Source organism: Pseudomonas sp. BN102, assembly GCF_029871245.1.
Lineage (GTDB): Bacteria > Pseudomonadota > Gammaproteobacteria > Pseudomonadales > Pseudomonadaceae > Metapseudomonas.
In genome coordinates this window covers 69,967-87,781 of sequence record NZ_SSON01000072.1, presented here as the reverse complement: position 1 = coordinate 87,781, position 17,815 = coordinate 69,967, and the positions used below count along the sequence as shown (strand labels likewise).

The 17,815-nt window shown below is 63.3% G+C and carries 19 protein-coding genes; 18 read left to right on the top strand and 1 reads right to left on the bottom strand.

Translation table 11 applies throughout. From position 1 onward, the window contains the following. Window positions 1–12: 12 nt before the first annotated feature. From E8F12_RS18755 to cfaB, 15 genes are all read left to right on the top strand, one after another. Window positions 13–801: a ParA family protein gene (locus E8F12_RS18755; protein ID WP_280292071.1), complete on the top strand. Its 789-nt coding sequence runs from the start codon at window positions 13–15 to the stop codon at window positions 799–801. A 9-nt stretch (window positions 802–810) separates the two neighbouring features. Continuing rightward, window positions 811–1,683 carry a ParB/RepB/Spo0J family partition protein gene (locus tag E8F12_RS18750; protein ID WP_280292070.1) on the top strand — a complete coding sequence of 291 codons (873 nt, stop codon included), beginning with the start codon at window positions 811–813 and terminating at the stop codon, window positions 1,681–1,683. A 147-nt stretch (window positions 1,684–1,830) separates the two neighbouring features. Beyond that, window positions 1,831–2,238, top strand: a complete 408-nt coding sequence (locus E8F12_RS18745; RefSeq protein WP_280326709.1) for a F0F1 ATP synthase subunit I — start codon at window positions 1,831–1,833, stop codon at window positions 2,236–2,238. 16 nt (window positions 2,239–2,254) lie between these two features. After that, on the top strand, window positions 2,255–3,124 hold the full coding sequence (gene atpB / locus E8F12_RS18740; RefSeq protein WP_280326708.1) for a F0F1 ATP synthase subunit A: 870 nt from the start codon (window positions 2,255–2,257) through the stop codon (window positions 3,122–3,124). 196 nt (window positions 3,125–3,320) lie between these two features. Beyond that, a complete protein-coding gene (gene atpE / locus E8F12_RS18735; RefSeq protein ID WP_003457994.1) occupies window positions 3,321–3,578 on the top strand; it encodes a F0F1 ATP synthase subunit C in 258 nt (85 codons plus the stop codon). Window positions 3,579–3,627: 49 nt separating this feature from the next. Beyond that, window positions 3,628–4,098: a F0F1 ATP synthase subunit B gene (locus tag E8F12_RS18730; protein WP_280326707.1), complete on the top strand. Its 471-nt coding sequence runs from the start codon at window positions 3,628–3,630 to the stop codon at window positions 4,096–4,098. Between the two features lie 12 nt (window positions 4,099–4,110). Next, window positions 4,111–4,647, top strand: a complete 537-nt coding sequence (locus E8F12_RS18725; protein ID WP_280326706.1) for a F0F1 ATP synthase subunit delta — start codon at window positions 4,111–4,113, stop codon at window positions 4,645–4,647. 21 nt (window positions 4,648–4,668) lie between these two features. Further along, entirely contained in the window at window positions 4,669–6,213 is a 1,545-nt protein-coding gene (gene atpA, locus E8F12_RS18720) for a F0F1 ATP synthase subunit alpha (RefSeq protein ID WP_280326705.1), read from the top strand. Window positions 6,214–6,265: 52 nt separating this feature from the next. Then, on the top strand, window positions 6,266–7,126 hold the full coding sequence (gene atpG, locus E8F12_RS18715; protein ID WP_280326704.1) for a F0F1 ATP synthase subunit gamma: 861 nt from the start codon (window positions 6,266–6,268) through the stop codon (window positions 7,124–7,126). Window positions 7,127–7,156: 30 nt separating this feature from the next. Then, window positions 7,157–8,533, top strand: a complete 1,377-nt coding sequence (atpD, locus tag E8F12_RS18710) for a F0F1 ATP synthase subunit beta (protein WP_280292063.1) — start codon at window positions 7,157–7,159, stop codon at window positions 8,531–8,533. Between the two features lie 43 nt (window positions 8,534–8,576). Further along, window positions 8,577–9,002, top strand: a complete 426-nt coding sequence (locus E8F12_RS18705) for a F0F1 ATP synthase subunit epsilon (RefSeq protein ID WP_280292062.1) — start codon at window positions 8,577–8,579, stop codon at window positions 9,000–9,002. A 104-nt stretch (window positions 9,003–9,106) separates the two neighbouring features. Next, window positions 9,107–10,471: a bifunctional UDP-N-acetylglucosamine diphosphorylase/glucosamine-1-phosphate N-acetyltransferase GlmU gene (gene glmU, locus E8F12_RS18700; protein WP_280326703.1), complete on the top strand. Its 1,365-nt coding sequence runs from the start codon at window positions 9,107–9,109 to the stop codon at window positions 10,469–10,471. Window positions 10,472–10,612: 141 nt separating this feature from the next. Then, window positions 10,613–11,383 (top strand): DeoR family transcriptional regulator, encoded by a 771-nt coding sequence (locus tag E8F12_RS18695; RefSeq protein WP_280326702.1) that lies wholly within the window; start codon window positions 10,613–10,615, stop codon window positions 11,381–11,383. 15 nt (window positions 11,384–11,398) lie between these two features. Next, the gene (gene glmS, locus E8F12_RS18690) at window positions 11,399–13,234 is read left to right on the top strand and encodes a glutamine--fructose-6-phosphate transaminase (isomerizing) (protein ID WP_280326701.1); all 1,836 of its coding nucleotides are present in this window, start codon (window positions 11,399–11,401) and stop codon (window positions 13,232–13,234) included. 136 nt (window positions 13,235–13,370) lie between these two features. Further along, window positions 13,371–14,555 (top strand): C17 cyclopropane fatty acid synthase CfaB, encoded by a 1,185-nt coding sequence (gene cfaB, locus E8F12_RS18685; RefSeq protein WP_280326700.1) that lies wholly within the window; start codon window positions 13,371–13,373, stop codon window positions 14,553–14,555. Here the strand turns inward: cfaB and folE2 are convergent, their stop codons facing one another. Beyond that, window positions 14,556–15,446, bottom strand: coding sequence for a GTP cyclohydrolase FolE2 (gene folE2, locus E8F12_RS18680; protein ID WP_280326699.1), 891 nt, complete (start codon window positions 15,444–15,446; stop codon window positions 14,556–14,558). A 68-nt stretch (window positions 15,447–15,514) separates the two neighbouring features. Between folE2 and dksA the strand changes: the two genes are divergently transcribed. Genes dksA through E8F12_RS18665 form a run of 3 tightly spaced genes read left to right on the top strand, consistent with a single transcriptional unit; the run spans window position 15,515 to window position 17,801 of the window. Next, window positions 15,515–15,934 carry an RNA polymerase-binding protein DksA gene (gene dksA / locus E8F12_RS18675; protein WP_280326698.1) on the top strand — a complete coding sequence of 140 codons (420 nt, stop codon included), beginning with the start codon at window positions 15,515–15,517 and terminating at the stop codon, window positions 15,932–15,934. Between the two features lie 11 nt (window positions 15,935–15,945). Beyond that, window positions 15,946–17,157, top strand: coding sequence for a zinc metallochaperone GTPase ZigA (zigA, locus tag E8F12_RS18670; RefSeq protein WP_280326697.1), 1,212 nt, complete (start codon window positions 15,946–15,948; stop codon window positions 17,155–17,157). Continuing rightward, window positions 17,157–17,801: a DUF1826 domain-containing protein gene (locus E8F12_RS18665; RefSeq protein ID WP_280326696.1), complete on the top strand. Its 645-nt coding sequence runs from the start codon at window positions 17,157–17,159 to the stop codon at window positions 17,799–17,801. The genes zigA and E8F12_RS18665 overlap by 1 nt, the downstream gene beginning before the upstream one ends. Window positions 17,802–17,815: the final 14 nt, after the last annotated feature.

The following is a 17,815-nucleotide window of genomic DNA, read 5'->3' as shown; positions in this document are numbered from 1 at the left end:
GGAAGGGCAGCCATGGCCAAGGTATTCGCAATCGCCAATCAGAAGGGCGGGGTCGGCAAGACCACCACCTGTGTCAACCTGGCGGCCTCGCTGGTCGCCACCAAGCGCCGCGTGCTGCTGATCGATCTCGATCCCCAGGGCAACGCCACCATGGGCAGCGGTGTCGACAAGCTCGCCCTGGAACACTCCGTCTACGACGTACTAACCGGCGAATGCGATCTGGCGACCGCCATGCAATTCTCCGAGCATGGCGGCTACCAGCTGCTGCCGGCCAACCGCGATCTCACCGCGGCGGAGGTGGCGTTGCTGGACATGCCGAGCAAGGAGCATCGCTTGCGCGAGGCCCTCGCGCCGATCCGCGAAAACTACGACTACATCCTCATCGATTGCCCGCCTTCGCTGTCGATGCTGACGATCAACGCCCTGGTCGCTTCCGACGGCGTGATCATTCCCATGCAGTGCGAGTACTACGCACTCGAAGGCCTGTCGGACCTGGTCAACAGCATCCAACGCATCGGCCAGCTGCTGAATCCGAGCCTCAGGATCGAAGGCCTGTTGCGCACCATGTACGACCCGCGCATCAGCCTGACCAACGAAGTCTCGGCCCAGCTCAAGACGCACTTCGGCGACAAGCTCTACGACGCTGTCATCCCGCGTAACGTGCGCCTGGCCGAAGCCCCCAGCTATGGCATGCCTGCCCTGGTCTACGACAAGCAATCCCGTGGCGCCGTCGCCTATCTGGCGCTGGCAGGCGAACTGGTCCGCCGCCAGCGCGCGAACGCCAAAACCGCTACCGCATAAGGAATCCGCATGGCCGCGAAGAAACGAGGTCTGGGCCGTGGCTTGGACGCCCTGCTGGCCGGCAGTACCGTCGCCACGCTTGAAGAAGAAGCCGTCCAGGTCGACACCCGCGAGCTCCAGCACCTGCCCCTGGACCTGATCCAGCGCGGCAAGTACCAGCCCCGCCGCGACATGGACCCCACCGCCCTCGAGGAACTGGCCCAGTCGATCAAGGCCCAGGGCGTGATGCAGCCCATCGTGGTGCGTCCCATCGGCGGAGGCCGCTACGAGATCATTGCCGGCGAACGCCGTTGGCGTGCCAGCCACCAGGCCGGGCTGGAAAAGATTCCGGCCATGGTCCGCGAGGTGCCCGACGAAGCTGCCATTGCCATGGCGCTGATCGAGAACATCCAGCGCGAGGACCTCAATCCCATCGAGGAGGCCATCGCCCTCCAGCGCCTGCAGCAGGAATTCCAGCTCACCCAGCAACAGGTGGCTGAAGCCGTTGGCAAGTCGCGGGTCACCATCACCAACCTGCTGCGCCTGATCGGCCTGCCGGAAGAGATCAAGACCCTGCTGTCCCATGGCGATCTGGAGATGGGGCATGCCCGTGCCCTGCTCGGCCTGCCCCTCGAGCGGCAGGTGGAAGGGGCGCGACATGTTGTCGCACGGGGGCTCACCGTGCGCCAGACCGAAGCACTGGTCCGACACTGGCTGAGCAGCAAGGAGAAAGTTGTCGAACCGGTCAAATCCGACCCGGATATCAGCCGCCTCGAACAGCGCCTGGCAGAGCGGCTGGGCGCTCCGGTGCAGATCAAGCATGGCCAGAAAGGCAAAGGTCAGCTGGTGATCCGCTACAACTCCCTCGACGAACTACAGGGCGTCCTGGCCCACATTCGCTGACACTAAAGGCGCTGTAGCGACGGTCGGATTTCACTACCCGGCAGTTGAACGGGGTGGGTTGCCACCCTATACTCTGCGCGCAATTTTGTCGGCACAAAGTATGCCAAGTCGTTGATTCAAGAGGCCGACGCCAGAGGAACAGCTGCGATGGATATCCGCACGCAAAACCGCTTGCCCTTCCATCGAATTCCGGTTTTCCCGGTCCTGCTGACCCAACTGGTCGTCTTGCTGCTCGCCGCCGTCGTTTTATGGCAGTGGCGTGGCACGGTGGCTGGATACTCTGGCTTGTGCGGCGGGCTGATCGCCTGGTTGCCGAACGTGTATTTCGCCCGCAAGGCGTTCCGTTTCAGCGGAGCCCGAGCAGCCCAGGCGATAGTCCGCTCTTTCTACGCGGGCGAGATGGGCAAGTTGATTCTGACGGCAGTGCTGTTCGCACTGACGTTCGCAGGTGTGAAACCCCTGGATGCGCTGGCGGTATTCGGCGTCTTCATGCTGACCCAGTCGGTCAGCTGGTTCGCTCCCCTGCTGATGAAAACAAGATTTTCGAAACCTTAGGGCGTTTGAGGCAAACATGGCAGAGCAAACCGCTTCGGGCTATATCCAGCATCACCTGCAGAACCTGACCTTCGGTCGTCTGCCGACTGGCGAATGGGGCTTCGCCCACAGCGCCGAACAAGCCAAGGAAATGGGCTTCTGGGCCTTCCACGTGGACACCCTGGGCTGGTCCATCGGTCTTGGCCTGCTGTTCGTGCTGCTCTTCCGCACTGCGGCCAAGAAGGCCACCTCCGGCGTGCCCGGCGGCCTGCAGAACCTGGTCGAAGTGATGGTCGACTTCGTCGACGGCAGCGTGAAGGACACCTTCCACGGTCGCAACCCGCTGATCGCCCCGCTGGCGCTGACCATCTTCGTCTGGATCTTCCTGATGAACGCCGTCGACCTGGTGCCGGTGGACTGGATCCCGGTCCTGGCCGCCACTATCACCGGCAACGAACACCTGGCCTTCCGCGCCGTGCCGACCACCGACCCGAATGCCACCCTGGGCATGTCCCTGTCGGTCTTCGCCCTGATCATCTTCTACAGCATCAAGGTCAAGGGCATCGGCGGCTTCCTCGGCGAACTGACCCTGCACCCCTTCGGCAGCAAGAATATCCTGGTCCAGATCATCCTGATCCCGGTGAACTTCCTGCTCGAGTTCGTGACCCTGGTGGCCAAGCCTATCTCCCTGGCCCTGCGTCTGTTCGGCAACATGTACGCCGGCGAACTGGTGTTCATCCTGATCGCCGTGATGTTCGGCGCCGGCATCCTGGCTCTGAGCGGCCTGGGTATCGCACTGCAGTGGGCGTGGGCCGTGTTCCACATCCTGATCATCACCCTGCAGGCCTTCATCTTCATGATGCTGAGCATCGTCTACCTGTCGATGGCGCATGAGGACAACCACTAAGAACGCGCAGCGCACCTGATGACCTTCTCCCTTCAGGGAGAAGGTGCCCGAAGGGCGGAAGAGGGTGCTTGTCGAGTGATTGGTGGCCCCTTGCCGCAAGGCACGGGAAAGCCCGCAAGGGCAGTGGGAACAAAACGATTTCGCTTTACCGCTTCACTTAACCCTTAACCAACACGACATAAAGTCGGGAGGAAAAATGGAAACTGTAGTAGGTCTGACCGCGATCGCCGTAGCTCTGCTGATTGGCCTGGGTGCCCTGGGTACCGCCATTGGCTTCGGTCTGCTGGGTGGCAAGTTCCTGGAAGGCGCTGCGCGTCAGCCGGAAATGGTTCCGATGCTGCAAGTCAAGATGTTCATCGTGGCCGGTCTGCTCGACGCCGTAACCATGATCGGCGTTGGTATCGCCCTGTTCTTCACCTTCGCTAACCCGTTCATTGCTCAGGTAGCCCAGTAATCCTCGATTTTCGAGGATTCGACTGACAACGAACGAGCGAGGTGTTGGCGTGAACATTAATGCAACCCTGATCGGCCAGTCCGTTGCCTTCTTCATCTTCGTACTGTTCTGCATGAAGTTCGTGTGGCCTCCGGTCATCACTGCTCTGCGTGAACGTCAGAAGAAGATCGCTGATGGCCTGGACGCTGCCAGCCGTGCAGCTCGTGACCTGGAGCTGGCCCACGAAAAAGTGGGTCAGCAACTGCGCGAAGCCAAAGGCCAGGCGGCAGAAATCATTGAGCAAGCCAAAAAGCGCGCTACCCAGATCGTCGACGAAGCTCGCGATCAGGCACGTGCCGAAGGCGAGCGCCTGAAGGCGCAGGCTCAGGCCGAGATCGAGCAGGAACTGAACAGCGTCAAAGACGCGCTGCGCGCCCAACTGGGTAGCCTGGCCGTCGGCGGTGCCGAGAAGATCCTGGGTGCCACTATCGATCAAAACGCGCACGCGGAGCTGGTTAACAAACTGGCTGCCGAAATTTAAGCGAGGGCGATCATGGCAGAACTGACCACGCTGGCCCGACCTTACGCCAAGGCTGCTTTCGAGTACGCCCAGGCCCATCAGCAGCTGGCCGCCTGGTCGGCCATGCTAGGCCTGGCCGCTGCGGTGTCGCTGGACGACACCATGCAGCGCGTGCTCAAAGCCCCGCGTTTGACGAGCACAGAGAAAGCCAACGCCTTCATCGAGGTGGTTGGCGACAAGTTCGACGCCCAGGCACAGAACTTCATCCACGTTGTTTCCGAGAACGGCCGCCTCGTGCTGCTGCCGGAAATCGCCGAACTGTTCGAGCTGTTCAAGGCCGAGCGGGAGAAGTCGGTAGACGTGGAGGTCACCAGTGCCTTCGCATTGAGCGATGAACAGCAAGACAAACTCGCCAAGGTTCTCAGCGCACGGCTCAGCCGGGAAGTGCGTCTGCACGCCGCGGAAGACTCCAGCCTCATTGGCGGTGTCGTGATCCGCGCCGGCGACCTGGTTATCGATGGCTCGGTTCGCGGCAAGCTCGCGAAACTGGCCGAAGCGTTGAAATCTTGAGTTTGAAGGGGCAGCAGAGCAATGCAGCAACTCAATCCTTCCGAAATTAGTGAAATCATCAAGGGACGTATCGAGAAACTCGACGTCTCTTCCCAAGCCCGTAACGAAGGCACCATCGTCTCCGTATCCGACGGCATCGTTCGCATCCACGGCCTGGCCGACGTGATGTACGGTGAAATGATCGAGTTCCCGGGCGGCGTCTACGGTATGGCGCTGAACCTGGAGCAAGACTCCGTTGGTGCCGTGATCCTGGGCAAATACCAGGGTTTGGCCGAAGGCATGAGCGCCAAGTGCACCGGCCGCATCCTGGAAGTCCCGGTTGGTCCGGAACTGCTGGGCCGCGTCGTTGACGCCCTGGGCAACCCGATCGACGGCAAAGGTCCGATCAACGCTGCTGCCACCGACGCGGTGGAAAAAGTAGCGCCGGGCGTGATCTGGCGTAAGTCGGTAGACCAGCCGGTGCAGACCGGTTACAAGGCCGTTGACGCCATGATCCCGATCGGCCGTGGCCAGCGCGAGCTGATCATCGGCGACCGTCAGATCGGCAAGACCGCCCTGGCCGTTGACGCCATCATCAACCAGAAAGACAGCGGCATCCGCTGCGTCTACGTTGCCATCGGTCAGAAGCAATCGACCATCGCCAACGTGGTTCGCAAACTGGAAGAGAACGGCGCCCTGGCCAACACCATCATCGTGGCCGCCAGTGCTTCCGAATCCCCTGCGCTGCAGTACATCGCTCCGTACTCTGGCTGCACCATGGGCGAATACTTCCGCGACCGCGGCGAAGACGCCCTGATCATCTATGATGACCTGTCCAAGCAAGCCGTAGCCTACCGCCAGATCTCCCTGCTGCTGCGCCGCCCGCCGGGCCGCGAAGCCTACCCGGGCGACGTGTTCTATCTCCACAGCCGTCTGCTGGAGCGCGCTTCCCGCGTTTCCGAAGAGTACGTCGAGAAGTTCACCAACGGCGCCGTGAAAGGCAAGACCGGTTCCCTGACCGCCCTGCCGATCATCGAAACCCAGGCTGGTGACGTTTCCGCGTTCGTTCCGACCAACGTGATCTCCATCACCGACGGTCAGATCTTCCTGGAATCCGCCCTGTTCAACTCCGGTATCCGTCCGGCGGTCAACGCCGGTATCTCGGTATCCCGTGTGGGTGGCGCGGCCCAGACCAAGATCATCAAGAAGCTGTCCGGTGGTATCCGTACCGCCCTGGCCCAGTACCGTGAACTGGCTGCGTTCGCGCAGTTCGCTTCCGACCTGGACGAGGCTACCCGCAAGCAGCTCGAGCACGGTCAGCGCGTTACCGAGCTGATGAAGCAGAAGCAATATGCGCCCATGTCCATCGCCGACATGTCGCTGAGCCTGTACGCCGCCGAGCGTGGCTTCCTGCAGGACATCGAGCTGGTCAAGATCGGCGCCTTCGAGCAGGCCCTGATTGCTTACTTCAATCGTGATCACGCCGCACTGCTGGCGAAGATCAACGAGAAGGGTGACTTCAACGACGAAATCGACGCCGGCATCAAGGCTGGTATCGAGAAGTTCAAGGCCACCCAAACCTGGTAAGCCGCAGCGGGGGGTCGCAAGACCCCCCGCCTGCTAACCCGATAGGTGTTACATGGCAGGCGCAAAAGAGATTCGCAGCAAGATTGCGAGCATCAAAAGCACGCAAAAGATCACCAGCGCCATGGAAAAGGTGGCGGTCAGCAAGATGCGCAGGGCTCAACTGCGTATGGCTGCCAGCCGCCCCTACGCGGAGCGCATCCGCCAGGTGATCGGTCATTTGGCCAACGCGAACCCGGAGTACCGCCACCCGTTCATGATCGACCGCGAAGTAAAGCGCGTCGGCTATGTCGTGGTGAGCAGCGACCGTGGTCTGTGTGGCGGCTTGAACGTCAACCTGTTCAAGGCCCTGATCAAGAACATGGCGGGTTACCGCGAACAAGGCGTGGAGATCGACCTCTGCGTGATTGGTGGCAAGGGTGCGGCCTTCTTCCGCAACTACGGCGGTAACGTCGTTGCAGCCATCAGCCACATCGGCGAGGAACCCTCGATCAACGACCTGATCGGCAGCGTCAAGGTCATGCTCGATGCATACCTGGAAGGCCGTATCGATCGCCTGTTCGTGGTCTCCAACAAGTTCGTCAACACCATGACGCAGAAGCCGACCGTGGACCAACTGGTTCCGCTGGTGGCCGACCCGGATCAAGAGCTGAAGCATCACTGGGACTACCTCTACGAACCCGACGCCAAGGAGCTCCTCGAAGGGCTGCTGGTGCGTTACGTGGAATCCCAGGTGTATCAGGCCGTGGTTGAAAACAACGCCTGCGAGCAGGCGGCACGGATGATCGCGATGAAGAATGCCACCGACAACGCCGGTGACCTGATCAGCAGCCTCCAGCTGATCTACAACAAGGCGCGTCAGGCAGCGATCACTCAAGAGATCTCGGAAATCGTCGGCGGCGCTGCCGCGGTTTAAGACCGGTTCATATATTTAGAGGAACCAGATATGAGTAGCGGACGTATCGTTCAAATCATCGGCGCCGTTATCGACGTGGAATTCCCGCGTGATCAGGTGCCGAACGTTTACGACGCGCTGAAAGTCAGCGGCGTCGAAACCACCCTCGAAGTTCAGCAGCAGCTGGGCGACGGCGTGGTTCGTTCCATCGCAATGGGTTCGACCGAAGGCCTCAAGCGTGGCTTGGACGTCTCCAACACTGGCGCTGCCATCGCTGTCCCGGTCGGTAAAGCGACCCTGGGCCGTATCATGGACGTGCTCGGCAACCCCATCGACGAAGCCGGCCCCATCGGCGAAGAAGAGCGCTGGGTCATCCACCGCGACGCTCCGTCCTACGCCGAACAGGCGGGTGGCAACGAGCTGCTGGAAACCGGCATCAAGGTAATCGACCTGGTCTGCCCCTTCGCCAAAGGCGGCAAGGTAGGCCTGTTCGGTGGCGCCGGTGTGGGCAAGACCGTGAACATGATGGAACTGATCCGTAACATCGCCATCGAGCACAGCGGTTACTCCGTGTTCGCCGGCGTGGGTGAGCGTACTCGTGAGGGTAACGACTTCTACCACGAGATGAAGGATTCCAACGTTCTGGACAAAGTGGCCCTGGTATACGGCCAGATGAACGAGCCGCCGGGCAACCGTCTGCGCGTTGCACTGACCGGCCTGACCATGGCCGAGAAGTTCCGTGACGAAGGCCGTGACGTCCTGCTGTTCGTTGACAACATCTACCGTTACACCCTGGCCGGTACCGAAGTGTCCGCGCTGCTGGGTCGTATGCCGTCCGCTGTGGGTTACCAGCCGACCCTGGCCGAGGAAATGGGCGTTCTGCAAGAGCGCATCACCTCCACCAAGACCGGTTCGATCACCTCCATCCAGGCCGTATACGTTCCTGCGGACGACCTGACCGACCCGTCCCCGGCGACCACCTTCGCCCACCTGGACGCCACCGTCGTACTGTCCCGTGACATCGCCTCGCTGGGTATCTACCCGGCCGTGGACCCGCTGGACTCGACCTCCCGCCAGCTCGACCCGCTGGTGATCGGTCAGGACCACTACGAGACCGCTCGTGGCGTCCAGTACGTTCTGCAGCGTTACAAGGAACTGAAGGACATCATCGCGATCCTGGGTATGGACGAACTGTCCGAAGCGGACAAGCAGCTCGTTAACCGTGCTCGTAAGATCCAGCGCTTCCTGTCCCAGCCGTTCTTCGTTGCGGAAGTCTTCACCGGCTCCCCGGGCAAGTACGTGTCGCTGAAAGACACCATCGCTGGCTTCAAAGGCATCCTCAACGGCGACTACGACCACCTGCCCGAGCAGGCGTTCTACATGGTCGGCGGCATCGAAGAAGCCATCGAGAAAGCGAAGAAACTGTAACCCCCTGAGCGCCCGGCAACGGGCGCTTACGTGAGGCAAGCGTATGGCTATTACTGTCCATTGCGATATCGTCAGCGCCGAAGCGGAGATCTTCTCCGGTCTGGTGGAGATGGTGATTGCGCACGGCAACCTGGGTGACCTGGGTATCGCGCCGGGCCACGCCCCGCTGATCACTGACCTCAAGCCGGGCCCCATTCGCCTGGTCAAGCAGGGTGGTGAGCAGGAGGTGTATTACATCTCCGGCGGTTTCCTCGAGGTCCAGCCGAACATGGTGAAGGTCCTTGCCGACACCGTGCTGCGCGCCAGCGACCTGGACGAAGCTGCTGCTCAGGAGTCCCTCAAGGCTGCTGAGAAGGCCCTGCACGAGAAAGGCGCGGAGTTCGACTACTCCACCGCTTCCGCTCGTCTGGCCGAGGCCGCGGCCCAGCTGCGTACCGTCCAACAGATCCGCAAGAAGTTCGGCGGCTAAGGCCAAAGGCTTCATTGCAGACAAGTTAAAGGGTAGCCTTGGCTACCCTTTTTCTTTTCCGGCGTTCCGGATTTCGTCTACAGCCTGATTTGGTGATTCCCTCAATGTCCCTCGATATCGTCATCCTCGCCGCTGGCCAGGGCACGCGCATGCGTTCGGCCCTGCCCAAGGTGCTGCACCCGGTGGCCGGCAAGGCCATGCTCGGCCACGTCATCGACACTGCCCGCAAGCTCGCCCCCCAGGGCATACACGTGGTCATCGGCCATGGCGCCGAAACAGTGCGCGAGCGTCTGGCCGCGGACGATCTCGGCTTCGTGCTGCAGGCCGAACAGCTGGGCACCGGCCATGCCGTCGCCCAGGCGCTGCCGCAGCTCAATGCCGAGCGTGTGCTGATCCTCTATGGCGACGTGCCGCTGATCGAGGTGGAAACCCTGCAGCGCCTGCTGGAAAAGGTGAAGGATGACCAGCTCGCCCTGCTCACCGTGGACCTGATCGACCCCACTGGCTATGGCCGGATCGTTCGCGATGCTGCCGGCGTGGTGAAGGCCATCGTCGAGCACAAGGACGCGACCCCCGAGCAGCGCGCCATCTGCGAAGGCAATACCGGCATCCTCGCGGTGCCCGGCAAGCGCCTCGCGGACTGGCTGGGGCGCCTGTCCAACAACAACGCCCAGGGCGAGTACTACCTCACCGACGTGATCGCCATGGCCGTGGCCGATGGCCTGGTGGTGGCCACCGAGCAGCCCCATGACGCCATGGAAGTGCAGGGCGCCAACGACCGCATCCAGCTCGCCGAACTGGAGCGCCACTACCAGAAGCGCGCGACTCGCCGCCTGATGGCCCAGGGAGTCACCCTGCTGGACCCGGCGCGCTTCGACCTGCGAGGCGAAGTGACAGTGGGCCGCGACGTGCTGATCGACGTGAACGTGATCCTGGAAGGCCGCGTGGTGATCGAGGACGGCGTGCAAATCGGCCCGAACTGCGTGATCAAGGACAGCACTCTGCGCCGTGGCGCCGTAGTCAAGGCCAGCAGCCACCTGGAAGGCGCCGAGTTGGGGGAGGGTGCCGACTGCGGTCCGTTCGCCCGCCTGCGTCCCGGTGCCGTGCTGGGGGCCAAGGCCCATGTGGGTAATTTCGTCGAACTGAAGAACGCTGTGTTGGGCGAGGGCGCCAAGGCCGGTCATCTGACCTATCTGGGCGATGCCGAGATCGGTGCGCGCACTAATGTCGGCGCTGGCACCATCACCTGCAACTACGACGGCGCCAACAAGTTCCGCACCGTCATGGGCGAGGACGTCTTCATCGGTTCCAACAGTGCCCTGGTAGCGCCGGTGACCCTGGGCGACGGCGCCACCACCGGTGCCGGCTCGACCATCACCCAGGACGTGCCGGCCCACGCCCTGGCCGTCGGTCGTGGCAAACAGCGCAATATCGAAGGCTGGAAGCGCCCGGTGAAGATCAAGAAGTAAGGTTGTGCATAACCCGGGCTGTGGATAACCCATGGCCCAGCCCAAAAGGCGGCCAAGGCCGCCTTTTGTCGTTTTCGGGGTTGACGCGATGCCTTCGTTAGGTTTTGATTCGCGCCATTATCTTTCGAATCGAAACTTTCGTTGATGACGAAACGCAATACGCCCCAACGCCGCCATGCGATCCTCGCGCTGCTCGACCAGCAGGGCGAGGTGAGCGTCGACGAGCTGGCCAAGGCCTTCGCCACCTCCGAAGTGACCATTCGCAAGGACCTCACCGCCCTTGAGAAGAACGGCCTGCTGCTGCGCCGCTATGGGGGCGCCGTGCCGATGCCCCAGGAGCTGATAGGCGAGGTCAGCCAGCCGGTGTCCTCCTACAAGCTGGCCATCGCCCGTGCTGCCGTCGGCTGTATCCGCGAGCATGCGCGCATCATCATCGACAGCGGCAGCACCACGGCGACCATGATTCCGGAGCTGGGGCACAAGCCCGGCCTGGTGGTGATGACCAACTCCCTCAACGTCGCCAATGCCCTGCGCGAGCTGGAACATGAGCCGGTGCTGCTGATGACCGGCGGCACCTGGGACCCGCACTCGGAGTCCTTCCAGGGCCAGGTGGCCGAGCAGGTCCTGCGCTCCTACGATTTCGACCAGCTGTTCATCGGTGCCGATGGCATCGACCTGCAGCGTGGCACCACCACGTTCAATGAGCTGCTGGGCCTTTCGCGGGTCATGGCCGAGGTCGCCCGCGAAGTGATAGTTCTGGCCGAGTCCGATAAGGTCGGCCGGCGCATCCCCAACCTCGAACTGCCCTGGAGCAGTATCGACACCCTGATTACCGATGAGCGCCTTGCCCCGGAAGCGCGCGAACAATTGGCCGCGCGCGGGATCAAGCTGATCTGCGCGAGCATTGATTGAGAAAGGAGAACAACCATGTGTGGCATTGTTGGCGCTATCGCCGAGCGTAATATCACCGCGATCCTGGTCGAGGGCCTGAAGCGCCTCGAATACCGGGGCTACGACAGCGCCGGCGTGGCCGTATTCAGCCACGAAGGCAAGCTGGAACGCCGCCGCCGCGCCGGCAAGGTCGCCGAACTGGATCAGGCGCTGCTGGGCGAGCCCCTGGCCGGCCGGCTGGGCATCGCCCACACCCGCTGGGCCACCCATGGCGCCCCCTGCGAGCGCAATGCCCACCCGCACTTCTCCGGCGAGCAGCTGGCCGTGGTGCACAACGGCATCATCGAGAACCACGACGCCCTGCGCGAGCAGCTCAAGGGCCTGGGCTACGTCTTCACCTCGGATACCGACACCGAGGTCATCGTCCATCTGCTGGACCACAAGCTGGCCGCGCTGGGCGACCTCACCAGCGCGCTCAAGGCTGCCGTGGCCGAATTGCACGGCGCCTATGGCCTGGCCGTGATCAGCGCCAAACAGCCGGACTGCCTGGTAGCTGCTCGTAGCGGCAGCCCGCTGGTGATCGGCCTTGGCCTGGGCGAGAACTTCCTCGCCTCCGACCAGTTGGCCCTGCGCCAGGTCACTGACCGTTTCGTCTACCTGGAAGAGGGCGACATCGCCGAGATCCGCCGCGACAGCGTGCAGATCTGGGACCAGCAGGGCCGCTCCGTACAGCGCGAGCAGGTGCAGTACCACGAAGGCGCCGAGGCCGCCGACAAGGGCGAATACCGCCACTTCATGCTCAAGGAAATCCACGAGCAGCCCAAGGTGGTGCAGCGCACCCTGGAAGGCCGCCTGGGCAACGACCACGTGCTGGTCAATGCGTTCGGCCCGCGCGCCGCCGAGCTGTTCGCCAAGGTGCGCAATGTGCAGATAGTCGCCTGCGGCACCAGCTATCACGCCGGCATGGTGGCCCGTTACTGGCTCGAAGGCCTGGCCGGCATTCCCTGCCAGATCGAGGTGGCCAGCGAGTTCCGCTACCGCAAGGTGGTGGTGCAGCCGGACACCCTGTTCGTCACCATTTCGCAGTCGGGCGAGACCGCCGACACCTTGGCCGCCCTGCGTAATGCCAAGGAACTGGGTTACCTGACCAGTCTGGCCATCTGCAACGTCGGTACCAGCTCGCTGGTACGCGAATCCGACCTGACCCTGCTGACCCAGGCCGGCCCGGAAATCGGCGTCGCCTCCACCAAGGCCTTCACTACCCAGTTGGTAGGCCTGATGCTGCTGACCCTGTCCCTGGGCCAAGTACGCGGCACCCTCGAGGCGGGCGTCGAAGCCGGTCTGGTGGAAGGCCTGCGGCGCCTGCCGACCCACCTGGGCGAAGCCCTGGCCATGGACAAGACTGTGGAGAAGGTCGCCGAGCTGTTCGCCGAAAAGCACCACACCCTCTTCCTCGGCCGTGGCGCCCAGTACCCGGTGGCCATGGAAGGTTCGCTGAAGCTCAAGGAAATTTCCTATATCCACGCCGAAGCCTACCCGGCAGGCGAGCTCAAGCATGGCCCGCTGGCGCTGGTGGACAGCGACATGCCGGTGGTCACCGTGGCGCCGAACAACGAGCTGGTGGAGAAGCTCAAGTCCAACCTGCAGGAAGTGCGTGCCCGCGGCGGCCAGCTGATCGTCTTCGCTGATCGCGAGGCCGGCATCGAGAATGGCGAGGGCACCCACATGGTGGCCATGCCGCACATTAACGACGCCCTGGCGCCCATCCTCTACACCATCCCGCTGCAGCTGCTGTCCTACTACGTGGCCGTGCTCAAGGGCACGGACGTGGATCAGCCGCGAAACCTGGCGAAGTCAGTGACTGTCGAATAACCAGGTGCCCGTGTGAAAAAAGCCCGGTACGCCGGGCTTTTTGCCGTTCGCATAGCGCAGAACTATTGAGCCTATAGCCATACAATTGCCTAAGGTGGTCTACCTTTGCAGTGTCCTTGGTGAAGGAGGAGTTCTTATGCTTGCGCAACTTCCCCCGGTCCTCCGCGATCTGCAACTGCCGCTACGCCTGCTGCTGTGGGACGGCAAGGAGATCGAGCTCGGTCCGAACCCGACCGTGACCATGACGGTCAAGGATCCCAGCCTGGTATCCCTGCTGGCGCGGCCAAGCCTGGACACCCTGGGTGCCGCCTATGTGGAAGGGCGCCTGGAGCTCGCGGGACCGATACTCGAAGTGATCCGGGTCGGCGATGCGCTGAGCGCGGCCCTGGCAGGAGACGACGAAGAGGTCGTCCCTGAGCGCCAGGCTCATGACAAGGACACCGACGCCGCCGCTATTTCCTATCATTACGACCTGTCCAACGATTTCTATGCGCTCTGGCTGGACCGCGAAATGGTCTATTCCTGCGCCTATTTCCCCACCGGCACCGAAGACCTGGATAGCGCCCAGCAGGCCAAGCTGCACCACCTCTGCCGCAAGCTGCGGCTGAAGTCCGGTGAGTACCTGCTGGACGTGGGCTGTGGCTGGGGAGGGCTGGCGCGCTTCGCAGCCCGTGAGTATGGCGTCAGGGTATTCGGCATCACCCTCAGCCGCGAGCAGTTGGCCTTGGGCCGCAAGCGGGTCAAGGCCGATGGCCTGGGTGGCCAGGTGGAGCTGCAGCTGCTGGACTATCGCGACCTGCCTCAGGACGGTCGCTTCGACAAAGCGATCAGCGTCGGTATGTTCGAGCATGTCGGGCATGCCAACCTGCCGGTCTATTGCAAGCGCCTGTACGGGGCGGTTCGCGATGGCGGACTGATCATGAACCACGGCATCACCGCCCGTCATCCGGACGGACGCCCGGTGGGGCGGGGCGCCGGCGAGTTCATCGACCGCTTTGTCTTCCCCCATGGCGAGTTGCCCCACCTGTCGACCATGGTTGCCCAGCTGAGCCTGGCCGGCATGGAAGTGGTGGATGTGGAGAGCCTGCGTCTGCACTACGCGCGTACCCTGGAGTTCTGGAGCGCCAACCTGGAGGCCAACCTGGCCAAGGCGGCCAAGCTGATACCAGAACAGGCCTTGCGTATCTGGCGGCTCTACCTGGCCGGCTGCGCCCACGGGTTCCAGAAGGGCTGGATCAACCTGCACCAGATCCTCGCGCTCAAGCCGCGTGCGGACGGCTCCCATGAGCTGCCATGGAGCCGTGCCGACCTATACCGCTAGTCAGGCCGCCCAGTTCCAGCTGTTTTCGGCCACGGCGTCGTGTGCGTGGAGGCTCTCCGCGTGCACGACCCTCAGCTTGAAGCCCTCCAGCCACTCCTGCTCGCGCAAGGCGCCGCTCAGGCGCCGTGCCGCATCTTCGCAGAACATCAGGTTCTGGCCGTTGGCCAGGGCGAAGGCCTGTTCGTCCGCACGTTTCACGGCGGTCTGCACAGCAGTGCCCAGGGTTTGTTCCGCCAGGTCGACCAGGTGGCGCAAGGCGAGGGCGCCGGTACGCCCCAGCCGCACCCACAGCTGGGCATGGCTGCGTTGGCTGTGGGGTGTCGCGACAATGCCCTTGCTGCTGCCGAGCCAGTCCAGCACCCGGGGCTGCTCCAGCGGCCGCCCGTCGAAGTCCTCGGCAAAGCGCTGCTGAATCAGTTGGCGAGCGAGGGCTGCGGAGCAAGGGCAGGTGGAGGAATAAGCCAGCTGCAGATGAAGTTCCACGTGAAACCCCCGCCGATCCTGGCGTGCGATGACCTCGAAGGGGTAGGCCTTCCATCCTGCCAGCGGGCTGACCAGCGCTGGACGTTGCAACAGGACCTCGCCGCGCAGCTTCAAGCTGGCGCTGCTGGACAGACCCTCATGGCTATCGAGGAAGCGTGTCAGTACCCGATGCAGCAAGGCCGGCGCCAGCTCTTCCTGTTCCAACTCCTCCAGCGCCAGATAGAGCCTGGACATATGGATGCCCCGCGCACTGGCCTCATCCAGGCTGACGCCGACATCGGCGCGGGCAGCTATGCGTTGGCTGTTCAGCAACAGTGGCAGGGCGATCCCACACATGCCGACCCAGTCCAGGGGCATGGCTTGGGCGCTGGATTGGGAGGCGATATCCGGGAGGTTGATGGCGTTCATCGGAGGGGCTCTTGTAATTGATGGATATTGTTATGTTATAACAAATAACACACCAAGCGATCGCCGCCATGCCCGAAGCCCTCCTCAACCACGAAGAACTCCTCGCCCAGCCCGCCGAGGCCTATATGAATGCGGCCCAGCAGGCCTTCTTCCGTGCCCTGCTCGAGTCTCAGCGGCAGGAGCTACGCCTGCGCATCGACGGTGAGTTCGGTGCCCTGCGTGACTTCGAGCCGGTCAGCGACGAAGCCGACCTCGCCAGCCGCGAGGAACAGCGCCAGTGGCAGTTGCGCCTGCTGGAGCGGGAGAAGCGGCTGCTGGACAAGATCGACCAAGCCCTGGAACGGCTCGCTCGCGGCGAGTACGGCTGGTGCGCGGAAAGCGGCGAGCCCATCGGCCTGCGCCGCCTGCTGCTGCGTCCCACCGCGACCCTCTGCATCGAAGCCAAGCAACGCCAGGAACAACGAGAGCGCCACCTGCGCCAAGCCTGAGAGGAATACCCATGCACGCACGCCTACCCGTCACCCTGCTGTCCGGCTTCCTCGGCGCGGGCAAGAGCACCCTGCTCAACCATGTGCTGAGAAACCGCGAGAATCTGCGAGTGGCCGTGATCGTCAACGACATGAGTGAGATCAACATCGACGCCAGCGACGTGCAGCGCGACGTCAGCCTGAACCGCGCCGAGGAACGGCTGGTGGAGATGAGCAACGGCTGCATCTGCTGCACCCTGCGCGAGGACCTGCTGGAAGAGGTCAGCCGGCTGGCCCGCGAGGGGCGCTTCGACTACCTGCTGATCGAATCCACCGGGATCTCCGAACCGCTGCCGGTGGCCGAGACCTTCACCTTCCGCGACGAGCAGGGTCAGAGCCTTGCCGATCTGGCGCGGTTGGACACCCTGGTCACAGTGGTCGACGGCGTGAACTTCCTGCGCGACTACCAGGCCGCGGAAGACCTGGCCAGCCATGGGGAATCCCTGGGGAGCGATGACCAGCGCAGCATCAGCGAACTGCTGATCGAACAGGTGGAGTTCGCCGATGTCCTGCTGGTTAGCAAGGTCGATCTGATCGAAGCAAGTGAGCGCGAAGAACTGTCCGCCATCCTCCAGCGGCTCAATCCGGAAGCGCGCATCCTGCCCATGGTCATGGGCCAGGTCGAGCTCGAGCAGATACTCGACACCGGACGCTTCGACTTCGAACGCGCTTCCCGAGCCCCCGGTTGGCTCAAGGAACTGCGCGGCGAGCATGCGCCGGAGACCGATACCTACGGCATCGCTTCGACGGCCTATCGCGCCCGGCGGCCCTTCCATCCCCAGCGCTTCTTCAGCTTCCTCGACCGCGAGTGGACCAATGGCCGGCTGCTGCGCTCCAAGGGCTTCTTCTGGCTGGCCAGCAAGCCCAGGGAAGCCGGCAACTGGTCCCAGGCCGGTGGCCTGATGCGCCACGGACTGGCCGGTCGCTGGTGGCGCTTCGTCCCTCGCGAGCAATGGCCCCAGGACCCGGAGGGCCAGCAGGCCGTCATGCGGCACTGGACGGCCGAGGTCGGTGACTGCCGCCAGGAACTGGTGTTCATCGGCCAGGACATCGACTTCGCCCTGCTTCGCAGCGAGCTGGATGCCTGCCTGCTGGACGACGCCGAGATGGCTCAGGGGCCAGACGCCTGGGCGCAGCTCCCCGACCCCTTCGGACCCTGGCATGAAGAAGAGGTGGCGGCCTGATGCTGGCGCCGCAAGTGGAACTTGCGCCCCGCCAGGTCCGGGGCGACAGCCCGGAGGTACTGGCCGAGGCCCTGCGCGATGGGGTCAATCTGGCGGTCTGGCAACGGCGCCTGCCGTTGCACATCGAAGGCTTCGCCAACAGCCTGCTGGCCTTGGGTGATCCGCTGAGCGAATCCCTGACCCTGGAGTTGACTGGTGCCGATTCCGAACCGGAACTCGAGGGCCTGGCGTCCGGCTTCGCCGACCTGGAGGGTTACCAGGGCTTCATCGCCGATGTCGGCTGGCTGGTCCGCGCCTTTGCCTGCTTGTTGGACGCCCGGCGTATCGGCCTGCGCCTGCGGCGCCTGGACAAGGCCATGTGCCCGCGCTTTCACGTCGACCATGTGCCGCTGCGGCTGATCACCACCTACGCCGGCGTAGGCAGCCAGTGGCTGCAGGAAGGCCAGATGCCGCGAGCGCGTCTGGGCGATTGGACCGTGGAACCGGGCGTGGTTGTGGATAACCAGCAGCTGGCGGCCGGGCATGTGGCCCTGTTCAAGGGCGAGAAATGGCTGGGGAATGAAGGCCGGGGCATTATCCACAGGTCGCCGCAGCCCGCACCGGGAGAAGGCCGGCTGCTGCTGACGCTGGACTGGTTGGGCTGACGGGAAGCTGTCCT

Coding starts and splice junctions, on each gene's coding strand:
- E8F12_RS18755 (WP_280292071.1), top strand. CDS start 13: ATGGCCAAGGTATTCGCAATCGCCAATCAGAAGGGCGGGGTCGGCAAG.
- E8F12_RS18750 (WP_280292070.1), top strand. CDS start 811: ATGGCCGCGAAGAAACGAGGTCTGGGCCGTGGCTTGGACGCCCTGCTG.
- E8F12_RS18745 (WP_280326709.1), top strand. CDS start 1,831: ATGGATATCCGCACGCAAAACCGCTTGCCCTTCCATCGAATTCCGGTT.
- atpB (WP_280326708.1), top strand. CDS start 2,255: ATGGCAGAGCAAACCGCTTCGGGCTATATCCAGCATCACCTGCAGAAC.
- atpE (WP_003457994.1), top strand. CDS start 3,321: ATGGAAACTGTAGTAGGTCTGACCGCGATCGCCGTAGCTCTGCTGATT.
- E8F12_RS18725 (WP_280326706.1), top strand. CDS start 4,111: ATGGCAGAACTGACCACGCTGGCCCGACCTTACGCCAAGGCTGCTTTC.
- atpA (WP_280326705.1), top strand. CDS start 4,669: ATGCAGCAACTCAATCCTTCCGAAATTAGTGAAATCATCAAGGGACGT.
- atpG (WP_280326704.1), top strand. CDS start 6,266: ATGGCAGGCGCAAAAGAGATTCGCAGCAAGATTGCGAGCATCAAAAGC.
- atpD (WP_280292063.1), top strand. CDS start 7,157: ATGAGTAGCGGACGTATCGTTCAAATCATCGGCGCCGTTATCGACGTG.
- E8F12_RS18705 (WP_280292062.1), top strand. CDS start 8,577: ATGGCTATTACTGTCCATTGCGATATCGTCAGCGCCGAAGCGGAGATC.
- glmU (WP_280326703.1), top strand. CDS start 9,107: ATGTCCCTCGATATCGTCATCCTCGCCGCTGGCCAGGGCACGCGCATG.
- glmS (WP_280326701.1), top strand. CDS start 11,399: ATGTGTGGCATTGTTGGCGCTATCGCCGAGCGTAATATCACCGCGATC.
- cfaB (WP_280326700.1), top strand. CDS start 13,371: ATGCTTGCGCAACTTCCCCCGGTCCTCCGCGATCTGCAACTGCCGCTA.
- folE2 (WP_280326699.1), bottom strand. CDS start 15,446: ATGAACGCCATCAACCTCCCGGATATCGCCTCCCAATCCAGCGCCCAA.
- dksA (WP_280326698.1), top strand. CDS start 15,515: ATGCCCGAAGCCCTCCTCAACCACGAAGAACTCCTCGCCCAGCCCGCC.
- zigA (WP_280326697.1), top strand. CDS start 15,946: ATGCACGCACGCCTACCCGTCACCCTGCTGTCCGGCTTCCTCGGCGCG.
- E8F12_RS18665 (WP_280326696.1), top strand. CDS start 17,157: ATGCTGGCGCCGCAAGTGGAACTTGCGCCCCGCCAGGTCCGGGGCGAC.